At 58.6% G+C, this 19099-nt stretch carries 19 protein-coding genes; 4 read left to right on the forward strand and 15 right to left on the reverse strand.

Features of this window, described 5'->3' with window-relative positions:
• Nucleotides 1-31 precede the first annotated feature (31 nt).
• From QMX81_RS01665 to QMX81_RS01720, 12 genes are all read right to left on the reverse strand, one after another.
• Nucleotides 32-418 carry an ankyrin repeat domain-containing protein gene (locus QMX81_RS01665; protein ID WP_282257784.1) on the reverse strand — a complete coding sequence of 129 codons (387 nt, stop codon included), beginning with the start codon at nt 416-418 and terminating at the stop codon, nt 32-34.
• Nucleotides 419-486: 68 nt separating this feature from the next.
• Nucleotides 487-1113, reverse strand: coding sequence for a hypothetical protein (locus tag QMX81_RS01670; protein WP_282257786.1), 627 nt, complete (start codon nt 1111-1113; stop codon nt 487-489).
• 17 nt (nt 1114-1130) lie between these two features.
• The gene (locus tag QMX81_RS01675) at nt 1131-2129 is read right to left on the reverse strand and encodes a zincin-like metallopeptidase domain-containing protein (protein ID WP_282257788.1); all 999 of its coding nucleotides are present in this window, start codon (nt 2127-2129) and stop codon (nt 1131-1133) included.
• 7 nt (nt 2130-2136) lie between these two features.
• The gene (locus tag QMX81_RS01680) at nt 2137-3237 is read right to left on the reverse strand and encodes an ArdC-like ssDNA-binding domain-containing protein (protein WP_282257789.1); all 1101 of its coding nucleotides are present in this window, start codon (nt 3235-3237) and stop codon (nt 2137-2139) included.
• Nucleotides 3234-3443, reverse strand: coding sequence for a hypothetical protein (locus QMX81_RS01685; RefSeq protein ID WP_282257791.1), 210 nt, complete (start codon nt 3441-3443; stop codon nt 3234-3236). Before QMX81_RS01685 ends, QMX81_RS01680 begins: the two co-directional genes overlap by 4 nt.
• 142 nt (nt 3444-3585) lie before the next feature.
• The gene (locus QMX81_RS01690; RefSeq protein ID WP_282257793.1) at nt 3586-3924 is read right to left on the reverse strand and encodes a hypothetical protein; all 339 of its coding nucleotides are present in this window, start codon (nt 3922-3924) and stop codon (nt 3586-3588) included.
• Nucleotides 3905-5497, reverse strand: a complete 1593-nt coding sequence (locus tag QMX81_RS01695) for a DUF5906 domain-containing protein (protein WP_282257795.1) — start codon at nt 5495-5497, stop codon at nt 3905-3907. Before QMX81_RS01695 ends, QMX81_RS01690 begins: the two co-directional genes overlap by 20 nt.
• Nucleotides 5498-5555: 58 nt before the next feature.
• Nucleotides 5556-5780, reverse strand: coding sequence for a hypothetical protein (locus QMX81_RS01700; protein ID WP_282257797.1), 225 nt, complete (start codon nt 5778-5780; stop codon nt 5556-5558).
• 1015 nt (nt 5781-6795) lie between these two features.
• On the reverse strand, nt 6796-7287 hold the full coding sequence (locus QMX81_RS01705) for a helix-turn-helix domain-containing protein (protein WP_282257800.1): 492 nt from the start codon (nt 7285-7287) through the stop codon (nt 6796-6798).
• On the reverse strand, nt 7274-8014 hold the full coding sequence (locus QMX81_RS01710; protein WP_282257801.1) for a hypothetical protein: 741 nt from the start codon (nt 8012-8014) through the stop codon (nt 7274-7276). Before QMX81_RS01710 ends, QMX81_RS01705 begins: the two co-directional genes overlap by 14 nt.
• Nucleotide 8015: 1 nt before the next feature.
• Nucleotides 8016-8426 carry a hypothetical protein gene (locus QMX81_RS01715; protein ID WP_282257802.1) on the reverse strand — a complete coding sequence of 137 codons (411 nt, stop codon included), beginning with the start codon at nt 8424-8426 and terminating at the stop codon, nt 8016-8018.
• Nucleotides 8426-10330: an integrase family protein gene (locus QMX81_RS01720; RefSeq protein WP_282257803.1), complete on the reverse strand. Its 1905-nt coding sequence runs from the start codon at nt 10328-10330 to the stop codon at nt 8426-8428. Before QMX81_RS01720 ends, QMX81_RS01715 begins: the two co-directional genes overlap by 1 nt.
• Nucleotides 10331-10551: 221 nt before the next feature.
• On the opposite strand from QMX81_RS01720, the gene mutS reads away from it, so the two are divergent.
• The 3 genes from mutS to katG all read left to right on the forward strand — a co-directional run bounded on the left by mutS (nt 10552) and on the right by katG (nt 16314).
• Complete coding sequence (gene mutS / locus QMX81_RS01725) at nt 10552-13107, forward strand: DNA mismatch repair protein MutS (protein ID WP_121043600.1); 2556 nt, start codon at nt 10552-10554, stop codon at nt 13105-13107.
• A 158-nt stretch (nt 13108-13265) separates the two neighbouring features.
• Complete coding sequence (locus QMX81_RS01730) at nt 13266-13880, forward strand: DUF937 domain-containing protein (RefSeq protein ID WP_282257807.1); 615 nt, start codon at nt 13266-13268, stop codon at nt 13878-13880.
• Nucleotides 13881-14079: 199 nt separating this feature from the next.
• Nucleotides 14080-16314 (forward strand): catalase/peroxidase HPI, encoded by a 2235-nt coding sequence (gene katG, locus QMX81_RS01735; protein WP_282257808.1) that lies wholly within the window; start codon nt 14080-14082, stop codon nt 16312-16314.
• A gap of 68 nt (nt 16315-16382) precedes the next feature.
• Here katG and QMX81_RS01740 read toward each other — a convergent pair whose 3' ends face one another.
• Both QMX81_RS01740 and QMX81_RS01745 read right to left on the reverse strand, forming a co-directional pair.
• Complete coding sequence (locus tag QMX81_RS01740; RefSeq protein WP_282257809.1) at nt 16383-16787, reverse strand: S4 domain-containing protein; 405 nt, start codon at nt 16785-16787, stop codon at nt 16383-16385.
• On the reverse strand, nt 16780-17052 hold the full coding sequence (locus QMX81_RS01745) for a hypothetical protein (RefSeq protein ID WP_282257810.1): 273 nt from the start codon (nt 17050-17052) through the stop codon (nt 16780-16782). Before QMX81_RS01745 ends, QMX81_RS01740 begins: the two co-directional genes overlap by 8 nt.
• Nucleotides 17053-17185: 133 nt before the next feature.
• On the opposite strand from QMX81_RS01745, the gene QMX81_RS01750 reads away from it, so the two are divergent.
• Nucleotides 17186-18673, forward strand: a complete 1488-nt coding sequence (locus QMX81_RS01750; RefSeq protein ID WP_282257811.1) for an MATE family efflux transporter — start codon at nt 17186-17188, stop codon at nt 18671-18673.
• Here the strand turns inward: QMX81_RS01750 and QMX81_RS01755 are convergent.
• Nucleotides 18670-19047 carry a DUF6404 family protein gene (locus tag QMX81_RS01755; protein WP_282257814.1) on the reverse strand — a complete coding sequence of 126 codons (378 nt, stop codon included), beginning with the start codon at nt 19045-19047 and terminating at the stop codon, nt 18670-18672. The two genes, QMX81_RS01750 and QMX81_RS01755, sit on opposite strands and share 4 nt — an antisense overlap.
• Nucleotides 19048-19099: the final 52 nt, after the last annotated feature.

The raw sequence follows: 19099 nt of genomic DNA on the forward strand, positions 1-19099 counted from the left end.
AAAATTTAATCAAACACCTTTTGCAATTTTGTCAAGCTCGCTGAACATCCGCCAAGATCTTTCTACGCTCTTGATCAAATATCCGTACATACTGAGAGGGATGTATCGCAAAAGGTTGGCCGGGACTCTCTATCTGCTGCACATACGACTTCCAGTAAAACGCGATCACGCTTGTGCGCAAGCGCCACTCACGCTCCTCAAGCACACGGCAATCGGCGTAGTCCATTGGAGTCTTCCCGTGCTTATCTTTTGCGAGCGGATTTGCCCCGTATGCAACAAGTGCGTCAGCGACATCGAACCTTTTATTGAGAACAGCCCAATGAAGGGCCGTGCGCCCCTGGGCGTCTTGCGCGGACACCAACTGTGTTGGTGATACGTTTAACAGGACACGCACGTCTTGAAGGGTCAGATTTTCCATATACAACTCCTAGAGTGAATTGCATTTAGAAAAGCAGATCGAAAGGGGTTGTCAATAGCCCTCACCTGTCAAATCAACATCTGCTGTTGCGTCGTTTTTCGTGTTTTGTAACTCAAGTTCATCTGTGACAATGCGGCCGACAACGTGATGCAGTTGCCTGACCCTTCCAATCGAATTTCCTTGGAAGGTAGGAACCAGCGATTTTCTTCGTCCGCTGGAACGTTGAACTCGATGCGGTCACCGTCAATGTTGGCGATCTTTATGTGTTGCCGTTCCCCACCCTCTTGCTCAACTGTCGCCACATAGTTGCTTCCCAGGTTGAAACGGTTCGATAGTCGCCCCATGAAAATGTCACACAAAATTGGCATGAAAGTGGGGATGCTCAAGTCCATCAGGTCCGCGTAACGTTCAGTGAGTTGACGCCTGAACTCGGTACCACCAACACCTTTACAGCACACGATCTCATTGCCGATTTCCACATCGCTCAATCCTTTACACCGTGCGATGACCACATCTTTACTGTGGGAAGGCTCCTCCGACACGACCTTGGAACGGAAGCGTAAACCCACGAGTTCGCACACACCGTCCACCATCCGTTTCAAGTCAGATTGCTCACGCGTTTGTGCGTACATCCTCGCCGCTTCCTTAACCCCTCGGGTGAGCATCAATTCGTCTTCAAATGTTGGCTTTTCCACACTCAATCTCCCAGTAATCACACTGCCATTTCAATGGCTCTCGGGCCTCTAACAACCTGAATTTTTGGTCGCTCGGCGGGCTCACTCGATGGTTGCACCTCATTGTCGTCCCGCTCCATTTCAAAGGCTGTACGTGTGTACTCCTTGACGTTGTAAAACGCCGCCACCTTCTCAGCTTCTGCAAAGGCAGTGAAGATAAGGGAGTGATCATCCTTAAGCACTTTGATCCACGACTGTAGGTACGCGATGTGATTGCCGGGATCGTAATCGCGGTCCATGGACAAGCCCAATCGATCAGCTACAATGAGAGAAAAGCACTCAGCTATGAGTTCTTCTTTGGCGTACTTCTCCGATCCGAACTTGCCGGAGAGATCTCGACCCAACCGGCTTGGATGTCCGCTGGCGTGTCCTGTCTCATGCAGCGCAACCGCATAGAACCCCTCCATGCTTCGGAATTGCTCCTTGGTAGGAAGTTGAACAAAATCCTGCGCCATCGTATAGAACGCCGCGTTCCCGCCAAATCGGTATTGCACACCGCTGTCGCGCATCAAGCGCTCGGCCTGCTCGTGGCTCCACTCAACCGGTTTTGGTGTTTTAGTCTCACGAATTGGTAGTCCATCGCACTGCTCACTGTTGAACACTGCGGACGTGATCAATGCAATTTTCTGTTTACCATTTTCGTCAAGCACTGGATTGCCTTGCTTGTCATTGACTTTGATGACACGGACTACTTTGGATGACTTTTCACCCTTGCGAACAGTTGCGTTCAGGGCCTTTGCCTGATTGAACGTCAGCCAGCCATTGCTTTGATACCCCTGTGCAGCCTGCGCCATCATGAGCATCATGACGTTGCTGCCGTGGTAGGTATTGCCACGGGCATAGTTGTACGGAAGGCTGCCAAACGCACCCGTGGCGCTTTGCTGTTTCCAGTCGCGCCGCCACGGGATTACACCCTGCTGCATCTGCTCGATGATGTATTCGGCGGCAATGCTCCGCGCTTCGTCTTGCTTACTCATTGCCACCTCACATTGTCAGTGTTTGTTCTTTCTTGCGCACGCCATTGATTCTTTTGCCCGCCGCACTCTTGACCGACTTCCCCACTTCTTTACTGGGCTTATCGGCGACGTGAACCACCTGTATCTTTTCGTCCACGAACTTTTGAACAGGATCTGTCTGCGGTTGAGCCTGGTCTTGCTCGGCGGGCTTAACGGTCGGACGGAACGCCTCCGAAGCTTCCTGCTTCCAGACCTTTGAGCGCACTGGTTCCTGCTGGACCTCAGGAACACCAATGTTCTTGATAATGGCCTCTGCAGCTCGTCCGGCGCGCTCCAACTCTTGCCAGTTGGGACGGCTTTCGACGTAGTTTTTCGCCCACCCGCTGTCGTCGGGCTCGTAGGTCATTCCCAAACGGCTTGCCATTTGCAGCAATGCCAACTGGCGTCCAAGGCGGTACTGGCTGTCCTGCTCACTGCCCTGTTCCCCAGGTTGAACGCCCTGGTAACGGCTGGGGTGTGTTGCCCAGTCGGCCAACAGGAACATCATGTCTTCGTAGTAGCCGCTTACGCCTTTTGGGTGCTTTGATGCGTATTCGGATTGCGGACGCATATACAGCGTATCTGTGTAGCGCTCGTAGTACGGCGCGTTGTTGGTGTCAAAGGATACGGTGGCACCCGACTTCGCTATCAGATCTTCCAGGAATGCATTTCGACTGTCCGCGCGGCCCTGCCACACACGTGTGTGCTCAGATCTTGGAAGATTTTTGATCTGGTCGCCGTTGAAGCAAACGGACATCACCGACTTCAATTCGCCGTCTTCCTGCTTGTATGTGCTCTCAATTTTTGTGGCTTTGGCTTCACCCTTTGCAATGTAGTAGCCGTTTTTCTTGATCTGCTCAGACTTCATAAACACTGCGCTCGTAAAACCACGGTCCAGCGCCACAGTCATGAGTTGCAGAGCGTTAAAATCTTTAAATGCATAGCCACTGGATCCGATGGGCCATCCACCGATGACAGGCAAGGGCGTTTCCTTTTCGTTAAACCCGTAGTCCAAGACGGAACGACGTTCTTTAAGCTGGTCGTAGAATTTCTCTGCAATCTCTTGCTTGAGTTCGTTTGCAGCGCTCATATGTATTTCTCCAAACTGATACGAATGATTACTCCACGCTCCAACGCTTGTCGGATCCGGTGAAGTACGTCGTCAATTGTTTGAAGCTCAATAGTAGAGTCATCAAAATCGTGGTGCAGCAAAATCTTCACCTCACCGTTGACACGATGCACAGCAAAGCGTTCCGCTGAGATCAGGTCGTCCCACCAATCCTCTTCATGATCCATGTCGATATTTCCAATTAACGTGAAATCATTAAACGAGCGGAAAATTGGAAGTCAAGCTCAAAGAAAAATGAAATTTACTTTTTTTTCAAAAAACAAAAAGCCGCATTTCGGCGGCTGGTTCTTGTTCTGCTTTGCAATTGAGTTACCCCACGCCACTGGGCGCACAATGTTTATTCAACGTGTTCAGAAGATTGATTGCATGTCCATGATTGGCCTTACTGTAAACAAGCTCAAGCAATCGCACATCCAATTCGGGAGTGGTTTTCCCATGCCCCACTTTGAATTCATAGCGCTGCAAAATAAGAGCATCCCAGGTAGCGCTGCCACCTACCTTTTGATCGTCAAGATAAAAGAAACCACGTGCAACCCACTTAGCCCGTTCCAGAAGTTCATCACCGTCATCAAAAAGATGACTGAATGCCGCGCAAAAAGCTTCTTCAATGTCTTTATTAGTGCACATATCAAAAGCTCCACTGTTCATCGGAAAAGTCCTTATCGGGCAGCGTAATCAGCATCGGTTCGTTGTCAGCCGCCTTTGGTTCAACAGTTGGCGGCGCGCTCTTGATAGGCCGTTGGACAATGATTTCCCCAGTTGGAAGTTCCCAAGAAATTTCCGCAGGAATGCGTGCGCGTACGCAGTTGACCTGGACCCCCGCAATACGCTGTGTGTCGCCCCGCGCAGACTGTGGGCGTTCAAACCCCGGCATGGCCCAAAAGCGCGTCCAAAATTGGGATTCATTGAGCACGTAGCGCCCATCCCCTTCGCAGAACTGGACGTACGACTTGTACACATCCTTCTTGGGTGTCAGGGTTTGGGCGTCGGGAACAATTCCCACCTCTTCACGCCACGCGCCCACGCAATCGTTTTTATTACGAATGGATTTCTTGAACATCTGTGTAGCTTCGGGCCATTCGTTTTCTGGCAAAAAGCCACCGCGTTTGACAATGCGACTGACCCCTTCCAAAAGCCAATCGAGAACAATGTGCGCTTCTTCTTTCAGAATGCGTTCGGCAAGGTTGGGGATCTTGACGTACGTGCCGTGGCGTTGGTTCCACTTCACCACACACAAGCGGCGATACATGCCGTCGGTTGCGTCGGTAATCATGGGTTCGTCGTTGGAACTGACGATGTGGCAGGATGTATTAACGAATTCAATCATGTCTCGATACAAGAATTTGGCTGTCAGCAAATCGCCGCCGCTGAGCGCTTTAAATGCCTCTTGATCGATACCGCGTGCGCCCCTTTTCACTTCGGGAGTGAAAATCAGACTTGAATTGATGCAGCTTGCCAACGCTTGCGGCTCGCCACACTTATCCAGCCAGATTTGCGCCGTGCGGTGGTGAAAGCCGCGAACAATGGACGACATCACGCCCTTGCCGTTGCCTCCGGTGCCCACCCACCACCAGACCAGCTGATGAGGACCGGGGATCAGCGTCAAGGCGCACTGCTCTTGCACCAGGGCGCGAATATCCAAATCAGGCAATGCGCTGGCAAGGAAGCGCCCAAACAGCGAGTTGGCGGGAACCGCTTGAGGTGTGTGGCGCTTGTTGTAAGACGTACTGACAGTGGCGTTTACGCCGAACGTGAGCCCGAGCTTTTTGTCGGCGGGGAGAACTGAAATCGCACCATCTTTGCCCACGTGCAGGTAACCGTTCTTTGCAGCGATGACAAAGGTGGATCCGTCCCGCTCAGGAAGTGGTTCAAGCGAATTGACGGCGAATTTGAAGCAGTCCATGGACGCGGCGTTGGTGGCCTTGTCCGGCATATGATTGAACAGGAACCGGGATGCCAACGCGGTGCCTTCGGACAGCGATACCGTATCCCAAAACACGCCGTTCCATTTGTACGCCAGCCCATTGGCCTTCGCCCAATCGCCACACTTCCCACTGTTCAAATAATTCAACCAATTCCACGCGGGTGTATTTGATGGGATGATATTGGCGCTATTGATCTTCTTGATTTTCGGCTGACCAGCCTTAGGCTTGGTTTGCTTTACAACCGTGGGGGACGGGGTTGACACAACTGCACTATTTGATAGTGTGTTCGTAGACATTTGTTTCTCCTATAGTTATACCTCTTATGAACCGCTTGGTAGCAGCCAAGCGGTTTATTTATGCTTTTTTGGTGGACTCAAACAGCCAAGTGTCACGCACGGCCAAGTCGGTAAGCTCACGGATGTATTGTGAAACCGTCATTCCGCTGCGCCGTGCAACTTCTTCTAATAAAGCCAACTTCTCCTGATCAAACCGCATTGTGCGACTGACCTTTTGTGGGCGAGCGCGACGCCGGTATGGCTTACGCTTTTTCGCCACGGTGAATTGCAGAACATCGCCCATATACATCCTCCGAAATAATTCAAACATGAATTTGTTTTAATACATAACTTCCTTTTGTCAATAGTATTTTGCAAGACAAAATTCAAAAGGCTTAGACCACAAAGGATTCGGATTGTTTTCAAATCAAAATATCATGTCAAATGCCGTCACTTTTGCGGCCGTTTTTTTTCAATCCACAAACAACAGCCCAAATCCATTGCAGCAGTAAGGATCAGCCGATTTTTACCCTATATTCTGCAAGACAAAATATTGCGTGAGTAGGGCAATGAGTAGGGGTTGAGTAGGGTCTTTAGAAATCACCCTACTCATCCAAAACCATTGCCACATATATCTTTTAAACAATTTGAGTAGGGTGAGTAGGGTCAACTCAATTAAACTTTCATTTGAATACGTCATTATGGCTTATTTCTGCTTTTTTCCTTATATATATCTCAACAATCACCCCACTCACCAACTCATTACCTACAGCCTTACTGCCACAATGATTTCATTGAGTAGGGTCACATTTGAATCACCCTACTTAATGAATAATTTGTATTGCGTTTTTCAACTAACCCCATTTTCGAGCCACTATTTTTGAAAAAAATTATTCCGGTTATGCTCCCAGTAGTCTCCAAACCCCTGGACAATAGATGATCGGTCCGAGTGACGAATGTAGTAGCGCACCCAATTGTCGTCTGGCGACACCGTGCACCGCGTATACCGCATCAAGAACCTAATGCGCCTGCTGCGAATTTGCGGAGTTGGATGGTCGTGCGTTGAGAACGCCTTAATTGCGGCCACAAACGCCGCATCACTTGCTGCGAACAACGCCATCCATTCAGCCGACGATTTATTGTGCGCATCAATTTTGCTTCCACAGAAAAAGCTGTAAACGGCCATTCGTATATCCTTTGCAGTTGAGGAGTGAATATGATGCGCATGCAGCAGTTGATCGGCCACAAAAAAAAAGCCCCCAAATTGGGGGCTGCAATGGACTGCAAGGGACAACTAGGGACTGGGGCTTAACGCCGCCTTATCTCAATGCGTTCGTGATGACGCTCCTCTCCTGCGCAGCAATACGCTCCTGCACCACATCACGCTGCTGCTGTTGCTCATCCAACAACGCCTGTTGTGCTTCGATCATCATTTCTGTGGTACCCCACACACACTCTGTGAGCAAATCAAAAATACAGCCCACAACTGTGCTGTCGTCCAGAACATTTGTGTGGTTCACGATGATCCCGTTTGCCATTTGGAACGCATGCAATTGCACGCTGGGCATTACGGGATGCTGTAGCCATGCGTCCACGTCGCTCTTTCTATAGCGCACTGGCGTAGTGGACCAACGCTCGTCAGTGCGTGCAGGGCGCTCCCCGATGGGCGGCGGCGGCATACCTTGATTGCGCAGGCGCTGCAACGTCTTGGTGCTGACCTGCATCAACACAGCGGCTTGTGCAGCGGTCAGGTGAAGATCCCCAGGTGCTTGGGCCAGCGCTTGGCGCTGTTGTTCGTCAACCTTCGCCATCGCCGCATCCAACGTGACTCATCAGTTCGTGCCGCTGGACCCTGGACACGCGCAACTCGTCCAAATCCTGCGTTCCAGAGGTCAGAGCAACATGGACGGCTTCTGCCCACTGCACGAACGCATTGATATCAGCCCACTGCAGCTCCAAGGCTTCCAGCGCCGTCAAGCGCTCAACCTGCGCCTTCCTGAGCGCGGACTGCACCTGCGTGTCGGTAAGGTCGTATACCGTGCCCAGGACGCGTCCCTGCTCGTCCAGCACCCATGAGATATCTGCGGTTGCGTCGTTGATCCCAGCAAAGCCCATTGATTTCTTGGATAACAGCCTTTTAAGTCGAGCGACTTCTGCGTTGAGCTCTTTGACTTCGATCTCAAGTCGCAGTGTTTCCACTTCTTTGTGCTTTGCTCCGGCTTCCATCTTCAACTTGCGTTCTTTGAATGATGAGGACGAAAGACCCTCGCGCCACTCATCCAAATCCTCAAGGCGATAGAACACCTTGGCCGATTGCCCCATCCCTCCTCCGCTGCTCAGACTGGTGGACTTCGGACCAACGCCTTGTGCGTTGTAACGCGAGAGCGTGCGGGTGTGGATCTTGAGATAGAACGCCGCTGCTTCCCGGCCTACCGATTGAATTGATCCAGCCCGTGCACGTTCAATCTCTTCTTCAAGTGCAGCGTTGCGTAATGACTGATACTGCGGTCCATCGCGCTGAATTGTGATGTCGTTCAATTCAAATCTCCTGAACTTGCAAGTCAATGCCAATGCTTTGAATTTCGTCAAGTATGCACGACAGGCTCGAAATCACCGCACCCATCTTACCTGTGAGACTGTTCTTGCGCTTCACGGTCAGCGCATTGGAAAAGTTCTCCAAGATCCAACTGCGCGACCTTCGTATGTCGTCATTGTCGAGCAACTTAAGCCGCTCATCAAGAAAGCTAAAGTTCCGCCTCAACTCTTGAAATCTTGAATGTGCAAAGGCTGTGTAAGTGGTGTCGGCGGTTCGCTTATCCATCCTTTTCGCATCCTCAACCAACCGCTTGAAATCCCGCACGTCGCTGTAAAGCACGCGCAATTCTTCAACCGTGTGCTCTCTGCACTTCTTTTTTTCAAACGCTGCTTGAACCAACAACAGGCTATCCATCATTCTTCCTCGCTATCGTCCTTGATTTTGCGGCCACGCTGACCCGAATGCACAGCAGGGGGCGCGTCGTTAACTTCATCCAAAAAAGGCCTGTCTGTACCTTTCAAAATGTTCCACACGCGCGGACTGGTGGAGATCATTACCTCCTCCACTTTTGCAAAGGCATCACGCAGCACACCCCATTCCTGCTCATTGTACAGATCAGTAACGTTTGCCGTACCGTTGTGAACTTTGTGATTGAGCATGTCTGAAACAATACGGCCGGTCAAAAGCGCTTCCGCAAAGCGCCCCAATGTTCGGCGAAGATCATGGGGAGTCAGCCCGACATCGATCTCTTGGCGCAAATCGAGCATTCCCGCATCCACACGGACATTTTTAATGATGGACTTGCTGTCACTGTAGTACCCGTCTTTGGAGCGCGTGGAACGCGCGGGAAACACCCACTTCATCCGTTCCGCCTTTTGCTCAACGCGGTGCACTTCGCGCTGAGCTTTGGCAATACGCATGTAGTCGTTTGTTTCCTTTTTAACTTCACGAACACCCTGCTCTGCGCGCACAAGATCTGTCGGCAATTGCTGCTCGATTTCCAATGCATCTTGTTTGCGCTGGATCAACACGCGCTCAGCAAAGTATGCAACGGGCAAAAAACGAACTTCGCCATTTTTAGTGTCGTGGAAAAACACTTGGGAGCCAGGACGTTTCGTAGTGGGGTTGATTTTTTCAGGTGTGTTTGCAAGCCAAACCCACGAAACCTTTTCGTTCGCGATGTCATCTTTGCCAGCTTTATCGTACCACTGCAACTGCGCTGCTTCATTCCGGCGAGCACCCCACAGCAATGTCAGAAGCAAATAGTCAACCGCAACAGCGTTATGCTTGTTTTGCAAATTGCGACGGAACACCAATGTTTTGAGAACAGCGGGCAGCGAGCCGTCCTCCTTCCCCAATGGATTGCGCACTTGCGCTTTGCGGTAGTGCTCACGCTTTTCTTTTGCCCCACGCCACAACTCCAAATCAAACAGCGCTTCGACGGGGTTGTGTTCAATCACCACCTTGCGCCCCTCACGCTGGGCGTCCAAACGCTCTTGCCGCAAAACCAATTCGATAGAGCGATTGAGGTCGGCAAATGTATGCTCAACGGCTTCAATGCCAGCGGACTTTGCCCGCTGAATGTATTTCCCACTCAAACCCATTGCTGTGTATTCGTCCACAGCCAGCGCCCACCATTTTTCTTTTTTGGCAAGCAATGGCTTAATCTCGGCAGGGATCCGATTTGATTTAAGCATCGCCGATGTCCGCAATGCGTTCCAACCCCTCGCGATTTGCTCTTGGTCCAAATCACGGATCTGCACGTCAGCCAATCCAACCTCATCGCGCGCAAGCCGTGCCAGACTGTTGTGAATTGCTTTTGCGCTATTGGCTTTGCGCTTCCCCGCTTCAACTTGGGCTTCCATGCGCTGGATGTAACGATCCATACATTCGCGCACAGTGATGTGCTTCGCTTTTGTTTCGCGTCGGATTTGCTCATCCCGGCGCTTGGGGCTCTCGCCCCCTGTTTCCATGATGTACGCCAATTGCACTCGGGCCTTCTCATGCGCCTGGGCAATCGTCATGTCATCAACAGAACCCAACGCCAAGCGAATCACTCGTTCCCCCATTCGCTTGCGGATCTCAAACGAATTGCCGCTCTTGCCTACGTAGATGCCAAAGCCGGTGGGAGCCCCCGGTGTTCCATCCTGGAAGCGGTAGGGTTTGGGGTCAGGATTTGGTTCAATGACCGTCTTGCCCTGCATATCCAGAGCCGGTCGTTCGTTGGTTGTTAATGCCCTCAACTGCCGCTCGTTGAGGCGGTATCCCTGTTTGATCATCTCTGTCACCCTTGTCGTGAACACATTGGTTGTGTCCATGGCTCGCGCTGCACACGCCGACTGTACTATGCAAAACGTCCGTGGACACACGGTTTCGGGGTTGGCAACTTCCATGGACACCAGATGGACACTTTTGGCGGCTTAGAGCGCCTCAAACCGTCCCATGGTGTCTCAAAATGTCACTTGACCCATCCTTTTAACCTACTGATAGATATACATTTTCCATGGAAAACAATGACTTAAAAGGTCATACTCCCGCCATGAAGCAGTTCTTCGCCGCCAAGTCCGACTACCCGGACCTGCTGCTCTTCTTCCGGATGGGCGACTTCTACGAGCTGTTCTACGACGACGCCCGCAAGGCGGCGCGGCTGCTGGACATCACCCTGACCCAGCGCGGCAGCTCCGGCGGCGCGCCGATTCCGATGGCCGGTGTGCCGGTGCACGCCTACGAGGGCTACCTGGCGCGGCTGGTGGCGCTGGGCGAGTCGGTGGCGATCTGCGAGCAGATCGGCGACCCGGCGCTGGCCAAGGGCCTGGTGGAACGCAAGGTGGTGCGCATCGTCACCCCCGGCACCGTCACCGATGAGGCGCTGCTGGACGAGCGCCGCGACACGCTTCTGATGGCCCTCTCGCGGGGGAAGAACGGCTATGGCCTGGCGTGGGCCGATCTGGCCGGCGGCCGTTTCCTGGTCAACGAGGTCGATTCGGACGATGCGCTGGAAGCCGAGCTGGCCCGCCTGGAGCCGGCCGAACTGCTGGTGCCCGATGAAGAAAACTGGCCGGCCTTCCTGCAGTACCGCAATGGCATCCGCCGTCGCGCGCCCTGGCTGTTCGATGCCGACAGCGGCCGCCGCCAGCTGCTGAATTTCTTCAAGCTGCATGACCTGACCGGCTTCGGCATCGACGACAAGCCGCGCGCCACCGCGGCGGCCGGCGCCCTGCTCGGCTATGTCGAAGAAACCCAGAAGCAACGCCTGCCGCACCTCACCGCGATCGCCACCGAAACCGCGAGCGAGGCCATCGCCATGAACGCGGCCACGCGCCGCCATCTGGAGCTGGATACGCGCGTCGATGGCGATACCCGCAACACCCTGCTCGGCGTGCTCGATACCACGGTGACGCCGATGGGCGGTCGCCTGTTGCGGCGCTGGCTGCACCGCCCGCTGCGCCTGCGCGAGGTGCTGGTGCACCGCCACGATGCGGTCGCCACGCTGATCGATCGCGGCGCCGAGGGCGACGTACGCGATGCCTTCCGTGCACTGGGTGATCTGGAACGCATCCTCACCCGCGTGGCGCTGCGTTCGGCGCGCCCGCGCGATTTCTCCACGCTGCGCGATGGCCTGGGCCTGCTGCCCGAGGTGCGCGCGGTGCTCGCACCGCTGGATTCGCCACGGCTGATCGCGCTGCACGATGCACTGGGCTCGCATGACGAATGCGCGCATCTGCTGGCCAGCGCGATCGCCCCGACCCCGCCGCTGAAACTCAGCGATGGCGGTGTGATCGCCGAAGGCTACGACGCCGAGCTCGACGAGCTGCGTCGCCTCTCCACGCATGCGGACCAGTTCCTGATCGATCTGGAACAGCGCGAGCGCATCAGCAGCGGCATCGCCACGCTGAAGGTCGGTTACAACCGTGTGCACGGCTACTACATCGAGATCAGCAAGGGCCAGTCCGAGAAGGCGCCGGTGCATTACACGCGCCGCCAGACGCTGACCAATGCCGAGCGCTACATCACCGAAGAACTGAAGTCGTTCGAAGACAAGGTGCTGTCCGCGCGGGAACGCTCGCTGACCCGCGAGAAGTTCCTGTACGAACAACTGCTGGACATCCTCGCCAGCGGGCTGGAGCCGCTCAAGCAGTGCGCCGCCGCGCTGAGCGAACTGGACGTGCTGGCCGGTTTCGCCGAACGCGCGCAGGCGCTGGACTGGGCGCGCCCGGAACTGGAAACCGGGCCGTGCCTGAAGATCGAGCGCGGGCGTCATCCGGTGGTGGAAGCGGTACGCGAGCAGCCGTTCGAGCCGAACGATCTGGACCTGCATCCGGACCGCCGCATGCTGGTCATCACCGGCCCGAACATGGGCGGTAAATCCACCTACATGCGCCAGAACGCACTGATCGTGCTGCTGGCCCACATCGGCAGCTTCGTGCCCGCCACCCGCGCGGTGATCGGCCCGATCGACCGCATCCTGACCCGCATCGGCGCCGGCGACGATCTGGCCCGTGGGCAGTCGACCTTCATGGTTGAAATGGCCGAGACCAGCTACATCCTGCATCACGCCAGCGCACAGTCGCTGGTGCTGATGGACGAGATCGGCCGCGGTACGTCCACCTATGACGGCTTGGCACTTGCCGATGCGGTCGCACGGCATCTGGCCTACCAGAATCGCTGCTACACGCTGTTCGCCACGCATTACTTCGAACTGACCGCGCTGGCCGACGAACAGCACGAAGGCGGCGCCAGCGGCATCGCCAACGTGCACCTGGATGCGGTGGAACACGGCGACGCGCTGGTGTTCATGCACGCCGTGAAGGATGGCCCGGCCAACCGCAGCTTCGGCCTGCAGGTGGCCGCATTGGCCGGCCTGCCGAAGTCGACCGTCGCCCAGGCGCGGCGTCGCCTGGCCGAGCTGGAGCAGCGCAGCCACGAGACACAATCCGCCGTGGTGGCCGCGCAGGCGCTGGATGCACCGCAGCAGTTCGGCCTGTTCAACGCGCCCAATACCGCCGCGCAGGATGCGCTGGCCGCGATCGATCCGGACGAGCTCACCCCGAAGCAGGCACTGGAAGCGCTGTACCGGTTGAAGACGCTGCTCTAACCATGCCGGTCGTGCCGGCCGCTGGCCGGCTCCCCACGGAGCCGGTAGCACCCGACCGTTGGTCGGGTGTCCGCGCGGGCCCGCGTGAATTCTTCGCATTCCCGTAGTGAACACGGCGCTATGCTCGGGCGGTTCCCATCCCTGCCCTGGAGTCCGCCGTGAATACCGAATCACTTGCCGCGTCCCTCTTCCAGCAACTGCAGCAGGGCCAAGGCCTGCAGCAGGTGTCCCAGCAGCTGGGCATCGACCCCAACCAGGCCAGCACCGCAGTGGGCGCTGCCCTGCCGCTGCTGCTCGGCGCGATGGGCCGCAATGCGCAGGAACCTCAAGGCGCACAGGCACTGCTGGGCGCCTTGCAGCGTGACCATGCACCGGCCAGTGCCGGGGGCGGCTTCGATCTGGGCGGGCTGCTGGGCAGCGTGCTGGGCGGCGGGGGCGGCAATGCGAGCAATGGCGCCGGCATCCTCGGCCATGTCTTCGGCGGCAACACCGACCGCGCCACCCAGGGCCTGAGCCAAGCCACCGGGCTGGACAGCAGCAAGACCAGCCAGCTGCTGGCCATCCTCGCCCCGATTGTCATGTCCTATCTCGCCCAGCGCTTCGCCAGCGGCGGCAACGCCAATCCCAACCAGCTCAGCCAGGCCCTCGGCCAGGAAGCGCAGAGCGCCAACAGCGGTAGCCTGCTGACCTCCGTGCTGGACCAGGACGGGGATGGGCAGCTGGGCGTCGGCGACCTGCTCAAGCTCGGTGGCGGGCTGTTCGGCAAGCGCTGAAGGCCATTGCTCGAAATAGCCTGCGCCTATCGCATTAGTTGATTCATTCGAATGTACCGAATGAACAGCAGTGATTAACGTGTGGGCACGCCTTCATCCCGGTGCCTCACGGCCCGATGTGCAGGCAACCTTCCCGACGTCGCCATCGCCTCCCCCACGCCGATGGCGGCCACGTTCGCCAGTACACAGGTAGATACCCATGAAAAGCGAAGCCAAGTGCCCGTTCAACCACGCCCTCGTCGGCGATGCCACCACCAATCGCGACTGGTGGCCCAAGCAGCTTCGGGTGGACCTGCTCAACCAGCACTCGACCCGCTCGCATCCGCTGGATGAGGCATTCGATTACGCCGAGGCCTTCAAGGGCCTGGATTACGCAGCACTCAAGGCCGACCTGAAGGCCTTGATGACCGATTCCCAGGACTGGTGGCCGGCCGACTTCGGGCACTACGGCGGCCTGTTCGTGCGCATGGCCTGGCACAGCGCCGGCACCTACCGTATCGGCGATGGCCGTGGCGGCGCCGGCCGCGGCCAGCAGCGCTTCGCCCCGCTCAACAGCTGGCCGGACAACGTCAGCCTGGACAAGGCACGCCGCCTGCTGTGGCCGATCAAGCAGAAGTACGGCCAGGCGATCTCCTGGGCTGACCTGCTGGTGCTCACCGGCAACGTCGCGCTCGAATCGATGGGCTTCAAGACACTCGGCTTCGCCGGCGGCCGCCCGGATACCTGGGAACCCGACCAGGATGTGTACTGGGGCCGCGAGACCACCTGGCTCGGCGGCGACGTGCGCTATGCGCATGGCTCCGAAGGCGTGCAGGAAGACCACGGCGTGCTGGTCTCCGATGATGACGCCGACGGCGACATCCACTCGCGCGATCTGGAGAACCCGCTGGCCGCGGTGCAGATGGGCCTGATCTACGTCAATCCGGAAGGCCCGGATGGCAATCCCGATCCGCTCAAGGCGGCCTTCGACATCCGCGATACGTTCGGCCGGATGGCCATGGACGATGAGGAAACCGTCGCGCTGATCGCCGGTGGCCACAGCTTCGGCAAGACCCACGGCGCCGGCCCGGCCGACAACGTCGATGTGGAACCGGAAGCGGCGGGCCTGGAAAGCCAGGGCCTGGGCTGGGCCAACCGATTCGGCACCGGCAAGGGCGGCGATACCATCACCAGTGGCCTGGAAGTGACCTGGACGCGCACCCCGGCGCAGTGGAGCCATGACTTCTTCGAGATCCTGTTCGGCCACGAGTGGGAGCTGACCAAGAGCCCGGCCGGTGCGCACCAGTGGGTGGCCAAGGACAGCGAGGCGATCATTCCCGACGCGCACGATCCCTCGAAGAAGCACCGCCCGACCATGCTCACCACCGATCTGTCGCTGCGTGTGGACCCGGCCTACGAAAAGATCTCGCGCCGCTTCCTGGCCGATCCGCAGGCCTTCGCCGATGCCTTTGCCCGTGCGTGGTTCAAGCTGACCCATCGCGACATGGGCCCGCGTGCACGCTACCTCGGCCCGGAGATCCCGGCCGAAGAATTCGTCTGGCAGGACCCGGTGCCGGCGGCCCCGCAGACCACGCTCAGCGCGCAGGACATCGCCGCGCTGAAGCAGCAGATCGGCGCGGCCGGCCTGAGCGCGGGCGAGCTGGTTTCCACCGCGTGGGCCTCGGCCTCGACCTTCCGCGGCTCGGACAAGCGTGGCGGCGCCAACGGGGCGCGTGTGCGCCTGGCCCCGCAGAAGGACTGGGCGGTCAACCAGCCGCAGCAGCTGGGCAAGGTGCTTGCCGCGCTGGAAAAGATCCAGGCCGGCTTCCAGGGTAATGGCGGCGGGCAGGTCTCGTTGGCCGATCTGATCGTGCTGGCCGGCAATGTCGGCGTCGAGCAGGCGGCCAAGGCCGGTGGCCATGAGGTCAGCGTGCCGTTCAACCCGGGCCGCACCGATGCCAGCCAGGAGCAGACCGATGTGGCGTCCTTCGCCGTGCTGGAGCCGTATGCCGATGGCTTCCGCAATTACGTCAAAGGTCGCTACAGCGTGCCCACCGAGGCGCTGCTGATCGACCGTGCGCAGCTGCTCACACTGACCGCACCGGAGATGACCGCGCTGGTCGGCGGCCTGCGGGTGATCGGCACCAACCTCGGTGGCAGCAAGGAGGGCGTGTTCACCGATCGCGTCGGCACGTTGAGCAACGACTTCTTCGTCAACCTGCTCGACATGCGCACGCAGTGGGTCGCCAGTGGCGATGGCTACAGCGGCCGCGACCGCAGTACCGGCGCGCAGCGCTGGAGCGGCAGCCGCGTGGATCTGGTGTTCGGCTCGAACTCGGTGCTGCGCGCCCTGGCCGAGGTCTACGCCAGCGCGGACGGCGAGAAGAAGTTCGTCCGCGACTTCGTGGCCGCCTGGGCGCGGGTGATGGAGCTGGACCGTTACGACCTGCGTTGATTCAACACCGTAGGCACAGACAAAGACCGGGCCGCATGGCCCGGTTTTTCATGCGTGCAGCACGCAGATCACAGCGCGTCCAGATCCCCCAGCGCGCGGATCAACCGACGCGCACGCTTGTCCGGCTTGTGCTCCGGCGGCTGGTAACCGTTCTTCGCTGCCGCTCGCTGCAGGCGCAGTTCCGCCCGGCGTGCAAGCGAGGCCTCGCTCTCGGCATACAACTGCTGCGCCACCGGCGCCGGGCCGCGCATCTCGCTCAGGCCACGCACCTCGATATCGAACACTTCATCGCCACGGCTGATCTGCAGCGCTTCGCCCACGCGCACCGCGCGCGAGGATTTCGGGCGCTGCCCGGCGACCTCCACCTTGCCGGTTTCCACCGCCTGTTTGGCCAGGCTGCGGGTTCGATAGAACCGTGCGGCCCACAGCCACACATCCAGCCGCACGGCGGCCACCGGTGTTGCATCAGTCATGCTTTCTACCCAGCTCCACGGCGTTGGCCGGTTGTCGGTTCAGGGGGTGCGTCGCGTCCGGATTACCGCGGCACCCGGTGCCACCGATCAGTGCCGGTACCCCGGCATCCAGTTCGCGGCGCTGGCTGCCGACCTGGCATTCCGGTCGGTCCATCGGCCGCACCTGCGCATCGCGCAGGCGGTCGTCCGTACTCGAACATGCGGTCAGCGCGGCGCCAATCAAGAGGGCCAGCGCGGCGGGGATGAACCGGTCAGCCGGGAGCATCTGCAGCCGGCCAGCGGCCGGCACTACCGGGGGAGTGGCTGACGTGCGGTGAGACGATGAAGTGCGCATCGCGATATCCCCTTGATGGGCTTGGTGCTAGTGTGCCGCTCTCTGAGCTTGATCTCCAGCGCACATGGCCAAAGCGCCGCTTGACCTGACCACGGGCCCGATCGGGCGCAATCTGTTCCTGTTCGCCCTGCCGATCCTGGCCGGCAACATCGCCCAGTCGATGAACGGCTCGGTGAACGCGATCTGGGTCGGCCGCTTCCTCGGCGAGGCGGCGCTGACCGCCACCGCGAACGCCAACAACATCATGTTCTTCCTGATCGGCTCGGTGTTCGGGATCGGCATGGCTGCCTCGATCCTGATCGGCCAGTCGATGGGCGCGCGTGACCTGCCCCAGGCCCGGCGCGTGATGGGCACCAGTGCGACCTTCTTCATCGGCCTGTCGGTGGTGATCGCGATCGCCGGCTGGTGGCTGTCGCATCCGCTGCTGGCGGCGATGGGCACACCGGCCGAATCGCTGCCGCTGGCCGAGGCCTACCTGCGCATCATCTTCCTGGCGATGCCCACGCTGTATGCCTTCGCGTTCCTCAGTTCGGCACTGCGCGGCGTCGGTGACTCACGCACGCCGTTCCGCTTCCTGCTGCTCTCGGTGGTGCTGGATATCGGCTTCAACCCGCTGCTGATCTTCGGCATCGGCCCGTTCCCGCAGCTGGGCATCGCGGGCGCGGCCTGGGCCACGTTGATCGCGCAGACCCTCTCGCTGCTCGGCCTGCTCTGGTACATGCGCAACAAGCGCCATGTGCTGTGGCTGGGCCGCAAGGACATGGCGCTGTTCAAGATCGATGGCGAGATCCTGCGCGCCTTGGTGGTCAAGGGCGTACCGATGGGTCTGCAGATGGTGCTGATCTCGCTGTCGATGATCCTGATGATGACCATGGTCAACAGCTACGGTACCGACACCGCCGCCGCGTATGGCGCCTCGCTGCAGCTGTGGACGTACGTACAGATGCCGGCGATGGCGATCGGTGCGGCGTGCTCGACCATGGCCGCGCAGAACGTCGGCGCGCAGCGCTGGGATCGCGTGCGCGGCACCGCCCGCAGCGGCGTGCTCTACAACTTCCTGCTGACCGGCGTGCTGATCCTGCCGCTGATCCTGCTCGACCGCTACACGCTCGCCCTGTTCCTGCCGGAGGGCAGCCAGGCGCTGGAGGTAGCGCGCCACCTCAACCACATCGCGGTGTGGTCGTTCCTGTTCTTCGGCGTGAACTTCGTGATCTCCGGCGTGGTGCGCTCGACCGGCGCGGTGATTCCCCCGCTGCTGATCCTGGCGGCCTCGCTGTGGGGCATCCGCGTGCCGTTCGCCGAGCTGCTGCAGGACCGCTGGGGGGCCGACGCGGTGTGGTGGAGTTTCCCGGTCAGCTCGTTCTGCGCGATGCTGATGTCGCTGGCGTATTACCGCTGGGGCGGCTGGCGCAAGGCGCGGATGTTGCCCAGTCATCGCGAGGAACTGGCCGCCCCGGCCGAGGTGCCCGCCTCGCCGCCCTCCCCGGTGGCGGATCCGAACCCGACCACCCCGCTGCAACCGGCCCGGGCCGGCACTGCCCGCCCGGATTAAGCCACGCGCCCCTGCAGCAGGGTCTTCCAGGCCGGCAGTCCGAAGCGCCGGCGCTGGTAGCGCATCAGCAGCGCCATCATCACGCCGAACAACAGCCCGGCCATGACAGCACTGCCAACGGTGATGCCGAGCGTGAGCGAGCCAAGGTCCAGGACCAGCCACATCAAGGCGCGCCACAACACGCCCCACAACACGCCAAACAGCCCACCCATCACGAACAGGTTGGCACTGAAGCTGGCGAGCAGCGGTGGCGGCACGCGCAGCCCCATGCGCCACAACAGCCGATGCATCGGCGGTGCGCGCATGCCGGCGGGCACGTTGGCGTCGGCCATGGCCTGCAACGCGTGACGAACATCGGCGGGATAACGGTCCATCTCGGTCTCCTCAGCAGGAAGGGAAAGCCAGCAAAAAAAACAGCGTCAGCCC

The organism is Stenotrophomonas sp. PS02301, from assembly GCF_029959485.1.
In the GTDB taxonomy this organism is placed as follows: Bacteria; Pseudomonadota; Gammaproteobacteria; order Xanthomonadales; family Xanthomonadaceae; genus Stenotrophomonas; species Stenotrophomonas maltophilia_Z.